The sequence below is a fragment of the Trueperella sp. LYQ141 genome (genome assembly GCF_046599555.1).
Taxonomy (GTDB): Bacteria; Actinomycetota; Actinomycetes; order Actinomycetales; family Actinomycetaceae; genus Trueperella.
Genome location: NZ_JBKIWQ010000001.1, coordinates 230,374 through 247,867, shown reverse-complemented (window position 1 = coordinate 247,867; position 17,494 = coordinate 230,374). Strand labels below are relative to the sequence as shown.

11 protein-coding genes are annotated in these 17,494 nt (G+C 53.9%); 2 read left to right on the top strand and 9 right to left on the bottom strand.

What is annotated here, in order from left to right; translation table 11 throughout:
* Positions 1 to 12: 12 nt before the first annotated feature.
* Complete coding sequence (locus ACLHIJ_RS01040) at positions 13 to 2,424, top strand: hypothetical protein (RefSeq protein ID WP_411298279.1); 2,412 nt, start codon at positions 13 to 15, stop codon at positions 2,422 to 2,424.
* Between the two features lie 493 nt (positions 2,425 to 2,917).
* Here the strand turns inward: ACLHIJ_RS01040 and groL are convergent, their stop codons facing one another.
* The 3 genes from groL to ACLHIJ_RS01025 form a co-directional block, all read right to left on the bottom strand.
* Positions 2,918 to 4,537 (bottom strand): chaperonin GroEL, encoded by a 1,620-nt coding sequence (gene groL / locus ACLHIJ_RS01035; protein ID WP_411295988.1) that lies wholly within the window; start codon positions 4,535 to 4,537, stop codon positions 2,918 to 2,920.
* Positions 4,538 to 5,169: 632 nt separating this feature from the next.
* Positions 5,170 to 5,787 carry a LytR C-terminal domain-containing protein gene (locus ACLHIJ_RS01030; protein ID WP_411298277.1) on the bottom strand — a complete coding sequence of 206 codons (618 nt, stop codon included), beginning with the start codon at positions 5,785 to 5,787 and terminating at the stop codon, positions 5,170 to 5,172.
* A gap of 9 nt (positions 5,788 to 5,796) precedes the next feature.
* On the bottom strand, positions 5,797 to 6,084 hold the full coding sequence (locus ACLHIJ_RS01025; RefSeq protein ID WP_411295990.1) for a DUF3263 domain-containing protein: 288 nt from the start codon (positions 6,082 to 6,084) through the stop codon (positions 5,797 to 5,799).
* A 71-nt stretch (positions 6,085 to 6,155) separates the two neighbouring features.
* On the opposite strand from ACLHIJ_RS01025, the gene ACLHIJ_RS01020 reads away from it, so the two are divergent.
* Positions 6,156 to 6,836 carry a uracil-DNA glycosylase gene (locus tag ACLHIJ_RS01020; protein ID WP_411296006.1) on the top strand — a complete coding sequence of 227 codons (681 nt, stop codon included), beginning with the start codon at positions 6,156 to 6,158 and terminating at the stop codon, positions 6,834 to 6,836.
* A 359-nt stretch (positions 6,837 to 7,195) separates the two neighbouring features.
* Here ACLHIJ_RS01020 and ACLHIJ_RS01015 read toward each other — a convergent pair whose 3' ends face one another.
* The 6 genes from ACLHIJ_RS01015 to ACLHIJ_RS00990 all read right to left on the bottom strand — a co-directional run bounded on the left by ACLHIJ_RS01015 (position 7,196) and on the right by ACLHIJ_RS00990 (position 17,360).
* On the bottom strand, positions 7,196 to 8,248 hold the full coding sequence (locus ACLHIJ_RS01015) for a LacI family DNA-binding transcriptional regulator (RefSeq protein ID WP_411295991.1): 1,053 nt from the start codon (positions 8,246 to 8,248) through the stop codon (positions 7,196 to 7,198).
* A 107-nt stretch (positions 8,249 to 8,355) separates the two neighbouring features.
* A complete protein-coding gene (locus ACLHIJ_RS01010; RefSeq protein ID WP_411295992.1) occupies positions 8,356 to 9,237 on the bottom strand; it encodes a carbohydrate ABC transporter permease in 882 nt (293 codons plus the stop codon).
* Positions 9,234 to 10,208, bottom strand: coding sequence for a carbohydrate ABC transporter permease (locus tag ACLHIJ_RS01005; RefSeq protein WP_411298275.1), 975 nt, complete (start codon positions 10,206 to 10,208; stop codon positions 9,234 to 9,236). The genes ACLHIJ_RS01010 and ACLHIJ_RS01005 overlap by 4 nt, the downstream gene beginning before the upstream one ends.
* A 94-nt stretch (positions 10,209 to 10,302) precedes the next feature.
* Positions 10,303 to 11,655 (bottom strand): ABC transporter substrate-binding protein, encoded by a 1,353-nt coding sequence (locus ACLHIJ_RS01000; protein ID WP_411295994.1) that lies wholly within the window; start codon positions 11,653 to 11,655, stop codon positions 10,303 to 10,305.
* A 54-nt stretch (positions 11,656 to 11,709) separates the two neighbouring features.
* Positions 11,710 to 14,070 carry a glycoside hydrolase family 36 protein gene (locus ACLHIJ_RS00995; protein WP_411298274.1) on the bottom strand — a complete coding sequence of 787 codons (2,361 nt, stop codon included), beginning with the start codon at positions 14,068 to 14,070 and terminating at the stop codon, positions 11,710 to 11,712.
* On the bottom strand, positions 14,070 to 17,360 hold the full coding sequence (locus tag ACLHIJ_RS00990) for a hypothetical protein (protein ID WP_411298272.1): 3,291 nt from the start codon (positions 17,358 to 17,360) through the stop codon (positions 14,070 to 14,072). The genes ACLHIJ_RS00995 and ACLHIJ_RS00990 overlap by 1 nt, the downstream gene beginning before the upstream one ends.
* Positions 17,361 to 17,494: the final 134 nt, after the last annotated feature.

The following is a 17,494-nucleotide window of genomic DNA, read 5'->3' as shown; positions in this document are numbered from 1 at the left end:
TTATGGAGTTCCATGTCTCGAATTGATATTCCACAGTGGGTTATCCAGTCTTTCGTGCGCTCAGCGGTAGCTGTTGGCGCGACGGTAGACGCAAAGGATATAACGGCTGTTTGCACGCACCTCGTTGAGCTATGGTCTGGCCAGGAGCGGCGTTTCCACAATACGCAGCATCTGTTTGATTTGTTGACCCGGATTAACACGCTCGCCTCCGAAGCACATAACGCTGAGCTTGTTCGGTTGGCAGCGTGGGGGCACGGTATCGTCTTTTCGTCAGCCGATAAGGACGTCTATGTGCGCAATGGCGGCGAAGATCGGTCAGCCTCGGCAGATTTGGCCGCGCAGATCTATCGTTCCTTAGGTATTGATCCGGCGACGTGCCAGGCCATTCGGACGATGATTCTTTCCATGCGCACCCGCCCCACCTCCATGACGGATACTGGCGTGATTGAGCCGATAGATATGGATCTGATGGTCCTCATTGACGCACATCTCGGGTTTTTAGCCAATCAGCCGCAGAAGTACCGCAAGTATATGACTGCCGTGCGCGAGGAGTATGCGCATATTCCTGACGAGCGCTTTTTTACTGCGCGTTTAGATATTGTCACGCGCTTGCTGGCACGCAAAGCCTTGTTTAGTACACCGCTGGCAAAGCAATGGGAGCAGCTAGCACGAGAGAATTTAACGTCGGAGCAAAAACGTCTCGAATGTGAACTGCGCAAACTCGCAAACAGTTCGACGGGCGAAATGCCGCGCGTCGTAGATAACGGTGAAGCGGTGCGCAATCAGGATTCACTATCGCCGACATTCACTTCTGTAGATTGTGCTTGTATTAGTGGCGCAAGTGCCCCGGAGAGTGCGGCGTCTGCGGCGGAGGCCCCATATTCCTCGGCTGTTGGCGCAGATTCTCATCCGCTCGCCGATGCTCCTCATCTAGCGGGTCTATCTGCCGACGCGCCTCATCCAGTTGCACATACGGATTTCCCATTAGCTACCGGTACGGCATCTCATTCAGTATCGCCTGGTATGGATTCCTCGTCAGCTATGGCGAATCCGACCGTGCCAACGCCAGGCATGGCAGACCCAGCACCTGATCCTAATACGTTTACAGTGGAGGGGCAGGAGGCTTCTCTGGCTCGCATGAACGGCGTAGCTATTCCTTATGCACAAGCAGATCCAGCGGCCTCCACGGCAGGCCAGGGAATTGCCGGTTCTACGGAGATTTTCTCCTCTTCTTCTGGTTCTAGTGTGGATACGCCTTCTTATGAGTCCTGCGGCGAGCCATCTGTTGAGGACGTTCCCTCACCGGCTGCACCGATTCAGCAGCCGCGTGCAGTGCGTATCAATCCGCCTACTGCCCCCACTCCGCCGCTGCCCGATCCAGTGACAGCAGATCCGGTGATAGCAGATTCCGCAGTTTCTCTTGCAGCGCCAACATCCCAGCATGCTCATGGGGGCGTGCCATCTGTGCCTGCCGCGCAACCTGAGGGCGAACTGGAGCGAGCAGCCTCTGGTCAGCCACCTTTCGGCGCATACTCGGCAGGATCGGCATCTGAGGCGCCTGGGGCGCCACAAACACACGGATCGGCTGGAACTGCTGCGGCTTCTCCGGCCTCAACGGGATCTTCTGATCCTGCGCTTTCTTCAGATTTTGCGGCTTCTTTTGGTGGGCAGGGATCATCTGGTTCTACGGATTCTCCCAGCTCAATAGACGATCCCGTTCCCGCTCGTTCATCTGACCCTGCTCCTTCATCTGACCTTGGATTAGCTGCACAGGCTGATAGCTCCGCTAACTCGGCTGAGTTTTCGACAGGTTTTCCTGCTTCTGCTGGCTCTACTGCTGAGGCTCGCCCCGCTAGCTCCCCTGTTAATCCCAATGCGACGGGTTTCTATCCTCCGACGAGTTCAGCAGCAACTCAGGGATCAGCACCAGCTAACGTTTCGGAACCGCATCCGATAGCCCCTCAGGATGGGTGGGCAGCAGGAACTCCTGCGCACGCATCTGTTAACACAGATCATTCGTCATTAGAGAATGCTGCTCGTTCGCTAGAAAATGCTGAGAATTTACCTGCGACGGCAGATTCTCCCATGCCATTGGCGGATTTTATTGACGATCTCGATGATGATGACGACGATGATGTTCCAGTGATTCAGCGCGATGATGAAAATGAGCTGTGGAGTACGCCAGGGGCTGCCCCCTCACAGATCCATCTCGGTCGTTCTTCCTTGGAATCACTGAATGATGATTTTGAACCAGGAATCCCCGATCGGCCACTCACCCCAGAGGAAGCTCGTCAGGCTCGGCGCAATGAAATCGCTCGCGAAGCACGAATGCGAGTTGGGAAGGTACAAAGCGAAAAAGCGGATCGCCACCCTAAGCCGGAATCTCTCATACGAGACGATTTACCGCCAGGGTTTATCGAATAATCTGCAGTGTGCCCATCGAGTATTCGGTGGGCACACTGCATAAAACACAGGCTGTAGCTCGCCTGGGAGGGTAATACTCGCGGTTTCGTGTAGTAGCACTATGAACATGTGCGCTATGCGCTTATACGTTATGCTCCGCCAGGGCGCATTATTCGCGATCCTGCGAGAAACTGTGGCACAAGCTCCTAGCAGGTAACCATTTGCCACTCTCGCACGTTTTACGCATCGCCCTGGCGGCACTGCACCTTGCCTCTGGTGCGTCGTTTGCCGGTGCAGTCTCCGGCGCACTGCAAGATCTGCGTAGCCAAAAAGGCGAGCTGTAGGGTCTACGTAGCCGAAAATCTACACTCCCAATTTTTCCAGCCACATAGCCTTGCCATTCACATTGTTACCGTGCCAGGTATTCCCGCATAAAAGAATGTATCGGGGCGCGCTGCACGTAATCGCAGCGCGCCCCGATGTTCCACCGTTGTTTTACAACAGTAGATGTGTTTTAGTACATGCCACCTGCGGCAGCCGGATCAGCCTCATTCGACTTCGGCTCTGGCTTATTGGCAACGACTGCTTCCGTCGTGAGGAAGAGGCCAGCAATTGAGGCAGCATTCTGCAGTGCCGAGCGGGTCACCTTCACCGGATCAGCAATACCAGCGGCAAGGAGATCTTCATACTCGCCCGTCGCAGCGTTTAGACCCTGACCAGCCGGAAGCGAACGGACCTTTTCCGCCACAACTCCGCCTTCCAGACCAGCATTTTCTGCGATCTGCTTGAGCGGTGCTTCCACTGCCACGCGAACGATCGAGGCACCAGTAGCCTCATCGCCTTCCAGGCTCAGGTTCTTAAACACTTCATCCGCAGCCTGCAGAAGAGCAACGCCACCACCAGCGACGATACCTTCCTCAATAGCTGCCTTGGCGTTGAGAACCGCATCCTCAATGCGCTGCTTGCGTTCCTTCAACTCAACTTCGGTTGCCGCACCAGACTTGATGACAGCTACACCGCCAGCGAGCTTCGCCAAACGCTCTTGGAGCTTCTCGCGGTCATAATCCGACGTGGACTTCTCGATCTGAGCGCGAATCGTGGAAACGCGACCCTGAATATCCTCTGCCGTGCCTGCGCCCTCCACAATCGTGGTGGCGTCTTTCGTCATAACCACCTTGCGAGCCTGACCCAACATCGGAATATCGGCGTTCTCCAGCTTCAGACCAACCGTTTCCGAAATGACCTGACCGCCCGTCAGAACTGCCATATCCTGGAGCATTTCCTTACGACGATCACCGAAGCCCGGAGCCTTCACGGCGGCCGACTTCAAAATGCCGCGCAGCTTGTTCACTACCAAGCCAGCGAGGGCTTCGCCTTCAATATCTTCCGCGATAACGACGAGCGGCTTGCCCGTCTTCATGATCTTCTCCAGCAGCGGGAGCATATCCTTCAGGTTCGAGATCTTGGATTCGACGAGCAGGATGTAGGCATCTTCGAGCACAACTTCCTGGCGCTCTGGATCCGTGACGAAGTACGGGGAGAGGTAGCCCTTATCGAACGACATACCTTCCGTCAGTTCAAGCTGAGTACCGAAGGTGTTGGACTCTTCGACGGTAACGACGCCTTCCTTGCCCACCTTTTCCAGCGCTTCAGCGATCAGTTCGCCGATTTCCTTATCGCCGGCAGAGATAGCAGCCGTCGCCGCGATTTCATCTTCCGTCTCTACTTCTTTAGCGTTCTGCAGGAGCTGCTTAACCACGGCATCCACCGCAAGATCAATGCCCTTACGCAGCGCGATCGGGTTTGCCCCGGCCACAACATTGCGCAGACCTTCCTTTACGAGGGCCTGAGCGAGGACGGTTGCCGTCGTCGTACCATCGCCAGCGACATCATCCGTCTTCTTGGCAACTTCTTTGACCAGTTCGGCGCCGATAGACTCAAAGGGATCTTCCAGCTCAATTTCTTTAGCAATAGAGACACCATCGTTTGTGATGTTGGGAGCGCCCCACTGCTTATCGAGAACAACATTGCGACCCTTCGGGCCAAGCGTAACCTTAACCGTGTTGGCGAGGATATCGAGACCTCGCTCCATACCGCGGCGCGCTTCTTCATCAAAGTGAATAATCTTTGCCATGCGTTTTCTGTTCCTCCACATTAGTGGTTGGTTCATCAGCCGATGCCCGCGACGGACGATACGTATTTCACCGTTCCTATCTCAGCGAAAGACGCACCTCATCGACCGTAGAATTATCACTCTCAGTTCAAGAGTGCCAATAATGATTCTGGCACTCGGAGCACGTGAGTGCAAATTCTTTCCACAGAGCAATCCAACATTTCACCGCCGGCAAAAGTTGAGCCATATATGGTCAACTTTTATTCCCTGATAGCACTTCAGCTCTCGCGCGGCGATCTATCCTCGCACACCCATCCACGACACCGAACACGCCGCAGCATAAAAGGCACATCCTAACCGGCTACCACGCACGAATCCGCCCATCCAACAGCACTACGCAATCCAGTAACCTGCCCGATGCCAACAACACGCCGACATCCCAAACGCCACGAAGCTAAACTTGAATATTTCCGCCAACGAGAGGCACTCATTTCCCGCTATTTTCCGACGGACACCTCAATACACTACTGACGCACCGGCAAAAGATACGACGAAGTTGCTAGCACAAAAGCAAACCTATCCTCGAACCGAGAACTAAACAGTGCCAGGCCCCATCCGCGCGCACGTAGCAACCAAGCAGCGCAGATAATCCCTTAACGAAGCACAACAACAATGGCGACCTGGTACGCATTGACCAATTCCTGATCAGCGCTCACCTGGGAAATCCCCAACGTCTGAGCCACAAATTTGGCCGTCACCTCATGAGCGGGATCCGCATACAAAACAGTCGATTGTGCTGGCTCAGCCCCTCCACGCCAATCAGCGGCCGTGATATTCGGCATCCCCGCCTGAGCTAAGGTATTCGCATTTCGGGCAGCAAGCCCCGTCTCCCCACGGGCATTAAGCACCACAACATGCAATTGCTTATCTGGCTCAGGGGCAGGCTGCTGCGGCGCCGGAGTCGCTTGCCCCTGCGGTTGAACATTCGGATCAGCCTGACCGCCTGCAGCATTCGGATCAGCAGGTGCATTTTGCCCATTGGCATCGTTTGGTGTTGACGCCGATTGCTCCGTCTCAGAAGATTGCGCAACATTTGCCGAGTTTCCGCTAACCAGATGATGAATAAGCACGCCACACAAGGGAGCAAGAATCAAGATAGCGATTACTGCCAAAACCCATGAGCGCGCCCCACGCGGTTTACGATGCGCCCCGCGAACTGTTAAATCAGCCGCGAGAAGATCAAATTCGTCTTGAGGATATTTCTGAGCCACGCCCCTAGCCTACCGCGAAGCAGCCCGAGGTGTGCATTCATCGAGCCAGGCATCGCGCATATTTCGCAGACGGCCCACCAACGCCGGATCTGCCTGCCATACCCGCTCTGATTCCAACATGCGCGACAAATGTAAATAGTACTGAACTGGAGTCATCTTCAACTGAGTGCGGATCTGGCGTTCCCGATTCCCTTTTCCGCTGGCCCACCACCGACGCTCAAAAGCGAGAATCTGCTCCTCGCGTTCGGTTAAACCACGTTCACGAATCGGCTCGTTACCCTCCTCAGCTTTTCCCATAGCCCTATTGTACGACTAGCCACAACAAGAATTTTTCTCCCCCTCGCAACACCCACGCTCTACCCACTAAGCTGAAACCTATGAAGCCACTGAGCGAAATTATCGATCCTGGTTGGGCGCGTGCCCTTGCCCCCGTCGAGCCTGCCATACGCGCAATGGGAGATTTTCTCCGCGCTGAAAATGCCGCACACCGTGGCTATCTTCCCCGTGGCACCGACGTTTTACGCGCCTTCACCTATCCTTTCGAGCAGGTTCGTGTCCTGATCGTCGGTCAAGATCCCTACCCCACTCCTGGTCATCCCGTCGGGCTATCGTTCTGCGTAGCACCAGACGTGCAGCCCATTCCCCGTTCTTTGGCAAATATCTATCAAGAATTACATGACGACCTCGGCATAACCCCGCCTACCAACGGCGATCTGACTCCCTGGTGCGAACGCGGCGTCATGCTGCTAAATCGAGTTCTCACCGTCACACCTGGTCAGCCTGCCTCTCATCGAGGAAAAGGCTGGGAAGCCATCACTGACCATGCCATTCGCGTACTCGCGCAACGCCACCAACCGCTGGTTGCCATCCTATGGGGGCGGCACGCACAAGAACTCGCGCCACTACTTGGCTCAACACCGCTGATCGTCTCCCCGCATCCTTCTCCGCTATCAGCCAGTCGTGGCTTTTTCGGCTCGCGCCCCTTCTCCCAAGCCAATGCTCGACTCATCGAACAAGGAGCCACCCCAATTGACTGGTCACTGACGTAATCCTCGGCTGTCCGTTCCCTTATCCTTTATCCTCACATCCCACTATTCGTCAGCTCGCGGCCGTATTCCATAAAGATAAAGGGGCAATATCCCTGGCAGTGACCGAAAACTGGCGCGGACCACTGCAATAGCAGCCGCTACCAACTCCGCTCAGTAAAGCACCGCCCTCACCAGTGAGCCCTAAAACTGCACGCCCGCACCTCTATCACAAAGAAGAAGCCGCGCCCTCCTCAGTATCCGCGCACGCGTAAACAACAGATTTCACTATGCCATCGCTATTATTTTTGGTTCACCACCGCAAATAGCTCGCGTCCTCAACCGCCAGAAAGATTCTGGCAATATTACCTATCTTTGCCCAATTACCTATCTCTGCCTGCAGGCGGGCAAGCGGTAGATTCACGGACTATCAATTCCCCTGGAATCTCCACATACTTCGTCCAGTTTTCCGTTCGCCCACGCCCTGCATCAATGTCATCAATTTTGTCAGTCAACATGGTGAAAGCCCGCCGACCAGCCTGTCGGAAATCCTGCCGTAACGTCGTCAACGCCGGATTCCACACCCGCGCAATAGGATGATCGTCAAAACCCACAACCGACACGTCCTGCGGAACGCGCCTACCCATATCACTCAGCCCGCGAATAACACCCATCGCGATCTCGTCATTGCCAGCAAAAATTGCCGTCACGTGCGGATCTTCCGCCAATCGTCGGCCAATCTCCCTGCCACTAGCCGGATCCCAGCTGGCCATAATCGGCTCCGGCTGATAAATCCCCGCCTCCTGGAGCGCCCGCTTCCATCCAGTGAGGCGGCTATACCCACCGACTCCACCAGGAATAGAAATATGGACAACACTGCGATGCCCCAGATCCAAAAGATGCCGCGTCACGTCATATCCCCCGACGTTCTCACACATCGAAATCTGGGCAACATCCTCCGTGCGTTGCCCAGCAATCATCACAACCGGCAAACCGTCAGGCAGCACCGAAAACGCATGGCTACTCAGTTCGTCATAATTAAGCAAAATAACCCCAGCCGGATTGTGATCCAAGGCAGACTGCACAGACGTTCGCACCTCACTACGAGAGCTACCCGCCAACATGGCAATATTCAAGCTGTAGCCCGATTCTTGTGCCTGCTCTTCAATCCCATGCAGGGTTTCCGATTGCCCAAACAAGGTGGTATTTGCGCACAGTACCGTAACAAAACTTGTGCGCTCTCGAACCAACGCACGGGCAATCGGGCTCGGACGATAACCCAACATGTCGATCGCTTTTGCTATCTGCTGGCACTTTTCCTCGCTTACCTTCCACCGATCATTCAAATACCGAGAGACTGTCGGAACGGAGACGCGAGCAAGTGCCGCCACATCTTTAATAGAGGGCGGACGCTGACGGGCCTGAGAGGAAGTCACAGATTATGTCCTTTACCTACCAACAACACCTATCGTTTTCTGCAGTCACCGACGCGATAGGCCTACATCGCGCCAACACTACCACGCCGATGAGCACACAGAATTCCCTACTTGACGGCCCCTCCAGTAATTCCAGAGATAATCCGTCGTTGCGTGAAAGCAAAAATCCCTAAGAGCGGCAAACTCATCAAAATGATGTACGCGAAAATCAGATGCCAGTTATTCAGGTACAACCCCGCAGATGCGACGTTATACAAATTCAACGGCAACAGATCCATCTTGCCAGAAAGAATGAACAGCGAGTAGAACACGTCATTCCAGATATACAACGTGACCAAGATAGTTGCCGTTGCTAAAGTCGGCCCTAACAAAGGCAAAATAATTGTGAAGAAAATGCGCGCCGGCTTCGCGCCATCAATTCGCGCCGCCTCCTCCAAAGAAATAGGAATCGTGCGAATAAACCCCGTGACGAAAAAGATAACCGTCGAAAGATAAATCCCCACATACACGCAGATCATCCCCGGGGCAGTGCCAGCCAGACCGATCATCTTCAGCAGCATCATGACGGTCACTACTGCCGGCGGCAGGATCAAACCGGAAATACACAGCGCATAGAGAAATGCCATTGGTCGCGTGGTACGCCGAGCAAGCACCCATGAAGCCATTGAGCCAAACAACAGCGCCAAAAATACTGACGGAACAGCTACCAGCACCGAACCGAAGAACGCCTTAATCATCTCGCCATCCGTCAGCACAGTGGCAAAATTCTCCAGCAAATGCCACGAGGACGGCAAACTCATTGACGGATTAATCGCTTCGCCTTGATTCTTCGCCGCAGTGATAATCAACAGCCAGAAAGGAATACCCAATAAGACCATCAGAACGAGGATTACTGCCAGAGCATGTAGGGTTTCTCGCAATCGGGAATAGTTACGCCCGCGCCCGACGCGATCATTTGTGCGCACACCATCAAAACTCAATGCGGTCATAGGATCTTTGCCTCCCTACGGCGTAAATACCAGATCAGCGGAATCGCCATAATCATGACGAGGAGGAAGAGCACCAGGCTCATCGTCGTTGATTGCGAGTACAAACCTTGCCCAAAGGTTCGCCAGATAAAGAGGTTGATAATTTCCGTCGTGCCACCTGGAGCGCCCTCCGTGGTTGCTTGCACAATATCAAAGCCATTCATTGATCCGAGTAGCGAGGTAGCAACATTAAAGGTAAACGCTGGTGCGAGCAAGGGGAACTTGATACGCCAAAAGAGCTGCCACGGTGAGGCTCCGTCGATACGTGCCGCTTCCAAAACGTCAGGATCAATCGTCTTTAAACCTGCAAGAAAGACGAGCATAGCCAAGCCCATCCACTTCCACCCATGAATCGCTGCAACAACCACAATCGTCCAGGTTGTTGATCCCAGCCATTCGACGTGAATATCACGCCCGCATAATACGGAGAGAATCTGGTTTAACGCACCATCCGTCTTAAGAACTGCCTGCCAGATATAACCCACCGCGAGGGCCGACATAATCACCGGAACAAAGAACATGACGCGCGCAAAGCGATTGAGCCGAGTATCTCGTTCCAGGAACACCGCCAGCGCCAAACCGAATCCATTTTGGAATATCGCGACGAGCACCGCATACACAATCGTGACCCGCAGATCCCGAAGCAGCGTCCCGTCACGGAATAGCGTTACGAAATTATCGAAACCATTGAAACGAATCGTCGTAGAGTAAGCTGACCAGTTCGTGAAAGCATAGGCCAGGTTCATTACCGTGGGAATGAAGAAGAAAATAAGGAGCACGCTCAGCGCCGGAATCAGGAATCTCAGCGGATAGCCTTTATACAGCAATGCCGGTGACTGTTCCCGACGCCGCGCCCGAGCAGAGAGCACCCGCGGCACGCTATCTCCCTCATGGACGGCAGGCTCCGTCACAGTGTTCGTGTTATACGCCATTTGTTAGGTCCTCATCGTGGTCGGATCATCGGCGCACCCGTGGCATAGCCTGCATATTCACAGACGCTCCCAACGATGTGCGCCGATGCACCTTTTAGAAACCTTCCGCTCCCTGAGCTTTCGCCAAGTTGGCAAATTGCTCTTGGGTAGCGCGAGTGACATCTTGCGGCGTCTTGGTTCCGTTAATCATATCCGCAAGATTGATATACAAATCTGGGTTAGCGATAGCTAAGGATTGCATAGAGCCAACCGAGTTGTTGATCGCTGCAGCCGAATCAACCAAGGCCTGCGGTACGGTTGCCGGCGAGGGGACATCCTTAATAACAGAGATGATTGACTGATCCTGAACGAAGTTCTGATAATCCGTCGTCATCCAGAAATTGAGGAATTGCCGAGCAGCAGCTTCTCGCTGCTCATCACCCGTCTTGAAGGCAACCACCGAATTGTTTTGCTCTGGAATAACCGTCCCGATCGTTCCCTGTGCCGAAAGCGGGAAGAAACCGATCTTCTCATCCAAAGCCGCTTTATCATTATGGGCCATTGCCGCAATCTGGTTGAACAGAGAGTTCACGCAGACGATCATGCCAGTGCGACCTTCCCATAATGCCGTGGCTTCATCAATATCCTTTGCCGATCCGGCATTCGAGTTATACAAGCCTTGATCGAACAATGCCTTGTAATTGTTGACTGCACCCTGGATCGTCGCGTCTGAGAATTTCTCTTCTGCTTTATTGACTCGATCCCACAAGCCATCTCGAGCTGCCTCAGCTAACTGGATCTGAACAGCGTATTGGGTTCCCCAACGCGAACCGCCCATCTCAAACAGCGGCGATTCCACACCGGGTACCTTTGCATCGCGAATCTTCTCAGCCGTCTGGACAAACTCATTCCAGCTCCCCGGAGTCTTGGTGATACCAGCGGCTTCAAAGACCTTCTTATTGTAGAAAACACCCATCACCGGCGGGGTGGAAATAATGGCGGCATAGCGCGTCCCATTCACCACACCACCAGAATCAGCAATTCCTGGCGTGTAGTTATCAACCCAAGGCGCATTATCGAGCTTCTGCAGCTTGTTTTGCGCAATAAAACCACTCAACATGGATTGCGTCGGCTGCCAGAACGCCAGATCTGGCGTATCTCCCGTCGTCACTTTCGTTTGAATGTTTTGCTCGTATGGATCAGGAATTGTGGTGACGTTAATCTTCGCACCCGTCTTTTCCTCAAAGTCTGCAACGACTTTCAGCGGGACCTTATTCGAATTTTGTGCCACCCACAGATCCAGCTCAACGCCATCCAACTTCGCTGTTGGTTCAGGCCAATAGCCCGCTTCGGAGGGATCTGCCCCGCCAGCTCCTGGATCGGCAGCCGGATTCGAACATGCTGCAAGGCCAAAACATGTGGCCAGTGCAGCACCTGCAGCCACAAGTCGTTTCGTGGATATCTTCATTGACATACCTTTCTTCAATGACAATCTGCGTTATTACCCGTCGTCAGGAATGAGCTAACACACCGGCGTGTCAGCTAAGAATGTGCCGTCCTCTCCTTTCACCGTAATAGCAAAGGTACGGGCGGCATAGCACCGACGTGGAAGTCGGATGTGCAGCCCATCTGCCCGAACCTCAACATCCCACTGTGAGAGATCGGGCCCGGATGGAAAGACCGTATGAACCTGATATTGCTCACCGACAAAGTTCGGTGGTGCGATGACGATTTCCTCGCGTTCACTCTGACGCGCCCATACTGTTAATACGTATGTGCGACCATCTGCTAATCCGTAGGCCACAACATCTGAATCCCAGCACGGCAATCCCAGCGGCCACCAGGGGTATGACTGCCCAATGAGGGGGCGGATCCAGCCTCGGTAGGCGTCCATCGCCTGACGGAGCATATCTCGCTGCCAATGCTCCATCCGATTGATATATCCGGAAAGATAAAAATTCCCTAGTAGAGTTGCCGATGTCGCAAAAGCAAACGTCTCACGATCCATGTGTTCATGCGGGTATGCCCAGTTACCTGCCTGTTCTGGGGGAACAAGCATCGCCGCACTGGCAGTGATCGGCGGATATAACCGCCAATCTTGCTGATCGGAGGTTGATTGCACATCAGTGCGAGAGGTCACGCCAAAATCTTGCCGCATACCGCCCGAGGCGCAGTTTTCGATCATCAGCTCTGGATGGTCTTGGCGCAAAGCCGATAACCAGTGATAGTAGGCGCGCACGTGCTCCAATAATCCATCGCCGAGCGAATCTGCCTGATAATCCGTGCCCACACCCGCCGTCACGTTGTAATCAAATTTGAAGTATCCAATATCGAAGTCAGCAATGAGTCGCTCAACGGCTTGGCGCATGTATTGCTGAGTGACGTCACTGCGAAAATCGAATTGGTACCGACCCTGCTCTACAATCCGCCGCCCACTACGTTGCAAGAACGCGGAATCGGGCAGAGTATGCGCGATAGGGCTATTTACCCCAACCACGTCTGGTTCTATCCAAAGCCCTGGTATCATTCCTGCGCGGCGAATGGCATCTGTGACTTCACGTAAGCCATTTTTTCCGGGGAAGCGCCACCGAGATGGAATCCACTGCCCGACGGTATCCCACCAGTCGCCATCATCGGCATACCATCCACAATCCATAACGAAGACGTCGCAGCCAACCTCACCGGCTGCCTGCACTAACGGCATGAGCGCGGCCGTCGTGGGATCGCCGTTAATCGTATTCATATAGTCGTTAAAGATGACGCGCGGGTAGGCTTTTTTACTCCCTCGCTCACGCATATTGCGGCGATATGTCGTCAGCTCACGCATTGCCGCATAACGGTTGGCAGCAATACCGACGGATACCGGCACTGACGTAAAACTTTCCTCCGGGGCGAGGATATGCATCCAGGAATGATTGAGCTGATTAGGGCCAGCGAGTGCAAAATATCCGTCGGTGCCTAAGTCGCCGATCTCCCAACGCCACGGTCCGGAGTGTTCGATCTGTGCAACCCAAACCGGCCCGCCTTGATCTTGGCACTCGGTACCTGCCGTTAGCCGAGTTCTGGATTCTGCGAACTGCCCTGCGGATTTTATCTGGCCGTCTGCCATCTGTCTGAGCTGCTCGGTTAAAGCGTCGAACCGCGGCGACGCCTCCAGCATAAACATTGGCGCCGCCGCCGCAGTTGACCACGTACTACTGGAAGATACATGGTATGACCCCCGCGGATAGCGTCCGGTCATATCGTTGCTCAGTGCCGGAAAAAGATCTGTCAGCTTTCGTTCCTGCCAGCGCCCTTCAGCGAGCCAATCGAATTGGCCCTCAATAACTGACCACGCAGTAGCCCATGCCGAATTACCTTGACGCGCCTCGGCTTCTTTCACTTCACCGCAGTGGCTACCCGCCCCAATCGTTGAGCACCAACTCGTCACCGACTCCACAGCAATATCTTGCCGCCCACGGTTATATACCGCCGTTTCGGCTCGGAACATGGCACATTCACTCGGCAGGGTCAGGGTGAGATCTGCTTCTATCTGATAATCCTCGGCTGCGAGTGACAAGACGAGAACATCAACTTCTACCCCGTTCGCTAATTGTTGGTGATACGTTATATGGCTGCGATACCGTAGTGCTGCTCCTATCTCGGTATGCACTAGGCGATCACTGACGTGCCACCGCTCCGTATGCGAACACAGTATTTCGACTACCGGAATCGCTCCATCGAGGCCCAGCTCTACCCCATCGGCGCTTATCGCAGAACAGAAAACTGGCTGTGCGCTACCCCAGGTAAACTCCAGTTGGATATGCTCGTTTCCCCAGGTCAATCTCGATTGCATGGTTTTGTCTCGTCTCTCGTCTCGATCCTGTGTTCCCTGCTTCATCATCAGACTCGCTCCTGCGCTATACGATGACGCGGCTGCCGTGTGCCCCAATATGCCAAGCAGCTGCCAAGCGCAATGAACATCGCTGCGCTAATTCCCAGACCTATTGTTGACGCTCCGGTATGTGGCATCGCCGCCAAAGTTGGCGAGTGCGCACCAGTAAAATGTGGCGCGTTAACCGATCCATCAGGCGTTGACCCCGGATGCGTTGGACTCGGGTTCACAGGCGGAACAGTATGCCCTGGATTGGCTGGTTGGTTCGGAGCAACCGGCACATGCGATCCGCCCGGCTGGTTCGGGTTAGGTTCCGGTGCTGGTTGCGGCGGGTTATCCGGCAGTAACATGCGCGTTATCGGCTGCCCGTCAACCGCCGGATAGAACACTAAACGGTCGATATTTGGCGCCACTCCCCAGGACACTGCACCTGCTCCCGTCCCAGCCGGATCCCAATTGCCGACGGTGATCGGATGTTCGTCAGTTTCAACCATGACGGATCGGTTCATGAAATTCAGATCAGAATAGGTGTATCGGAATGCACCTCGACCACATTCGCGCTCACCACAGCGCAGTTGCAGGCCCAGATCAACAACTTGCGGGTTATAATCATGCCGCCCAATAAAGGCATCATTGGAGAATCGAATCGCCACATGATATCGACCGGCTGGCACTACACCCGCTGGAATCGTCAGTGTTCCAGGCTGATCTGTTCGTACCGACGGCGTATTGCGCGAATCGCGTACCACCACTCGGGTAGGATCACCGAAACCTGCTGGACCACTTTCCTGCGTCTCAAACTGATTGCCCAGCCCAACGACATAACGCTGCCCTACCGCATTGGATCGACTGTCAGTAACCACATGTGCTCCACCAGAAAGCTGAAGATCTTCAGCCTCCACCGCGACCACATTGCCTGCTTGAGCCCGCCACGTCTGCACATCGCGCAGGCGAATCCCGTTTCCAGTTAACGAAATTTTGTTTATCCCTTCGGCCAGCCCTAGTCGAAGCGTCGTTGACTGTAATCCGCTTTCTCGTACTGGAATATCGGCAATGGCAACGTCATTGAGCTTCACGTCAAGGTGCGAGCCAGAAATCGCATAGTAGGTTATTTCCACTTCATGCATCCCGCACTCCCACGCCAACACGAAAGCATGTGCCGCCCCAGCAGAAATATCTGCGAATCCGCGCGTCGGTTCGGCGTAGTTCAAGGCTGCATTTTCCGTCAGGCGCATAATACTTGCCGGATATATTGTGTGCTCTGTACGCGGCGAATCTAGAGGCCCCAGGTACGACAAGAACAATTTATCGAGCGTATTATCGAAATTGTCATCGCCATGAAGAACCAGGGTATGTTCCCCAGCAGGCAAGCTCAGATCTGCCCAGCCATCACCGCGATATAGCCATTTTGCCGATCCTTTCATGGCTAATTCTGCACCATAGGAGACGACACCAGCCGCTGCACCGTCAAGCGTCAGGGTATTTACCCCAGGCACGCCAGTATTACCAGAGATGACCTGGAGACGATACCGACCAGGGGTGTCGATGTGAACCGTCCAACTGGCGGTACTGCCAGTTTTGAAGCTACCCACATCAGCATTGCCGGATGTCATGAAGAAATCCCAGCCTCCTGCTTGCGGCGGCTTCTCGTAGGAGCGCGCACCTCCTGCTAGGGCTAAATGTTCTGCTTCAATGACATGATTCTCCTGCCCGCGCGCACTATCGGTGAGCAGTTCGCGATCCTGATGGGGAGTGACGAGGAGTTGATAGCTGGCATAGCGATCAACAGATGTCGTCTTAATCGTTATGCTGCCACTACTGGCGTCGACCCCTGATTCGGCGTATATCACTCGAGGTGGGTTAGCAACTGCGTCTGGGCCGGTGAAGGCATTTTCTCGGATCTCAACGTCCACTTTCGTATCTAACCCGACTGCGGCTAAGCCCTTGAGCTCAATGGCGATAGGAATATTCGCACCTGTATTAGCAACCTCTGCGGAATTCGGAGCTTGCGTCGCCCCGCCGTACAAAACCGTCGCTTTCCTATTTTTCTCATCAAATGCTGCAATCGCCTGCAAAGTATCCGTCGTTGAAGGATACGGCACTGTTACCGCTACGGTATATTGTCCGCGCAAATCGCCGTACCATGCGAACTGCCACCAGCCCGAATTAGGGGAATTAGCGCGCGCCATATTATCGGAAAGATTCCCGGCGTAATTCCAAAACGCAGTTTCTGCTTGAACTTTGGTCTGTTCAAACATGGACTGCCATTGGATGAGCTGCCCAGGCGTTCCCATATCGCGCAGTTCGCCATACTCGGTAATATTGATCGCCAGCGGGCCGACGTTATGCTTCTTTTCTAATGCCCGATATTCCTGGTAGTGCGCTTGATACCCACGCAGTGAATCCCGCCCTAGTTCATGCCAGACGAACACCGCCGGAACTGTGCCATGATTGACCGTATGAGCCAGAAAAGCATCTGTGCGATGTGAACGCCAGGTCGCATCTCCTGGTCCAGCAATACGCGCATGCTTTTGATGCGGATAGGCCTGATATATATTGGGCTTTTCGTGGTTTCGATATTGTTGCCATACGCGCTGGATGGTCTGGAATGCTTTATCCCAATCTGCGAGGAACACATGCGCAAAAATTGGGGCTTCCGCATTATCATCGGAGGCATACCAATTTCCAGCGTCGGGTTCATTGAATGGTAGGAATGTGTAGCGGTCAGGATATTGCGTCTGTGATAGTAGCTGGTTCATCACTAGCTCTATCACTTCGTCATAGTCCCAACGCCCATTCGGCTGATCCTGATACGTCCCATATCTGGGATCGTCCACCGGAACATCAAGGACGTAACTGCGGGTATCTTCTGGTCGCCGCCCACCGTTATAGGCCCAATCGGGATAGTAATCCTGCATATATATGACGAGTTCTGCCCCGCCATTGTTGAAGAATTCTTTTTCCATCACAAGCGGATCGCCGCTAGGATGTTGACGACCATATACGGGTTTTTGTGCAGAGTTTTCCACTCGCGCCCCATCAAGAATTGCTTCCGTTGGGGCACCGCCTGAGCCAAGCCCATACAAGGTTCCGGTTGCGCCACCTCGGAATTCTCCGGTGGAGTGGGAATAATCCACGGTGAGAACTTGGGCTGGTTTTTCTCCCGATTCTTCCGGCGATGCCGGATTCTCCACCGCCGGTTGAGCATACGCATATCCGAAGGTATTGGCGCATAGAAGAGCAATCCCACCTAGCGCAATACTGCAACGCAGTTTTCTATATCTTTCGCCTATCCGCATCAGACTTCCTCGTCTCGTGCTCAGGTTTCTCTTCTCCAGCTCCACTTTGAGCAAGATTGAGCTACCCACTGCCAACAGCCTAACATGATAACGCTATCATTCAAAGAGTTTTTTGAAAATATCTTTACTAAATA

What these genes read in the sequence shown, in the direction of transcription:
- ACLHIJ_RS01040 (WP_411298279.1), top strand. Translation starts at nt 13, where the DNA reads ATGTCTCGAATTGATATTCCACAGTGGGTTATCCAGTCTTTCGTGCGC.
- groL (WP_411295988.1), bottom strand. Translation starts at nt 4,537, where the DNA reads ATGGCAAAGATTATTCACTTTGATGAAGAAGCGCGCCGCGGTATGGAG.
- ACLHIJ_RS01025 (WP_411295990.1), bottom strand. Translation starts at nt 6,084, where the DNA reads ATGGGAAAAGCTGAGGAGGGTAACGAGCCGATTCGTGAACGTGGTTTA.
- ACLHIJ_RS01010 (WP_411295992.1), bottom strand. Translation starts at nt 9,237, where the DNA reads ATGACCGCATTGAGTTTTGATGGTGTGCGCACAAATGATCGCGTCGGG.
- ACLHIJ_RS01005 (WP_411298275.1), bottom strand. Translation starts at nt 10,208, where the DNA reads ATGGCGTATAACACGAACACTGTGACGGAGCCTGCCGTCCATGAGGGA.
- ACLHIJ_RS01000 (WP_411295994.1), bottom strand. Translation starts at nt 11,655, where the DNA reads ATGAAGATATCCACGAAACGACTTGTGGCTGCAGGTGCTGCACTGGCC.
- ACLHIJ_RS00995 (WP_411298274.1), bottom strand. Translation starts at nt 14,070, where the DNA reads ATGATGAAGCAGGGAACACAGGATCGAGACGAGAGACGAGACAAAACC.
- ACLHIJ_RS00990 (WP_411298272.1), bottom strand. Translation starts at nt 17,360, where the DNA reads ATGCGGATAGGCGAAAGATATAGAAAACTGCGTTGCAGTATTGCGCTA.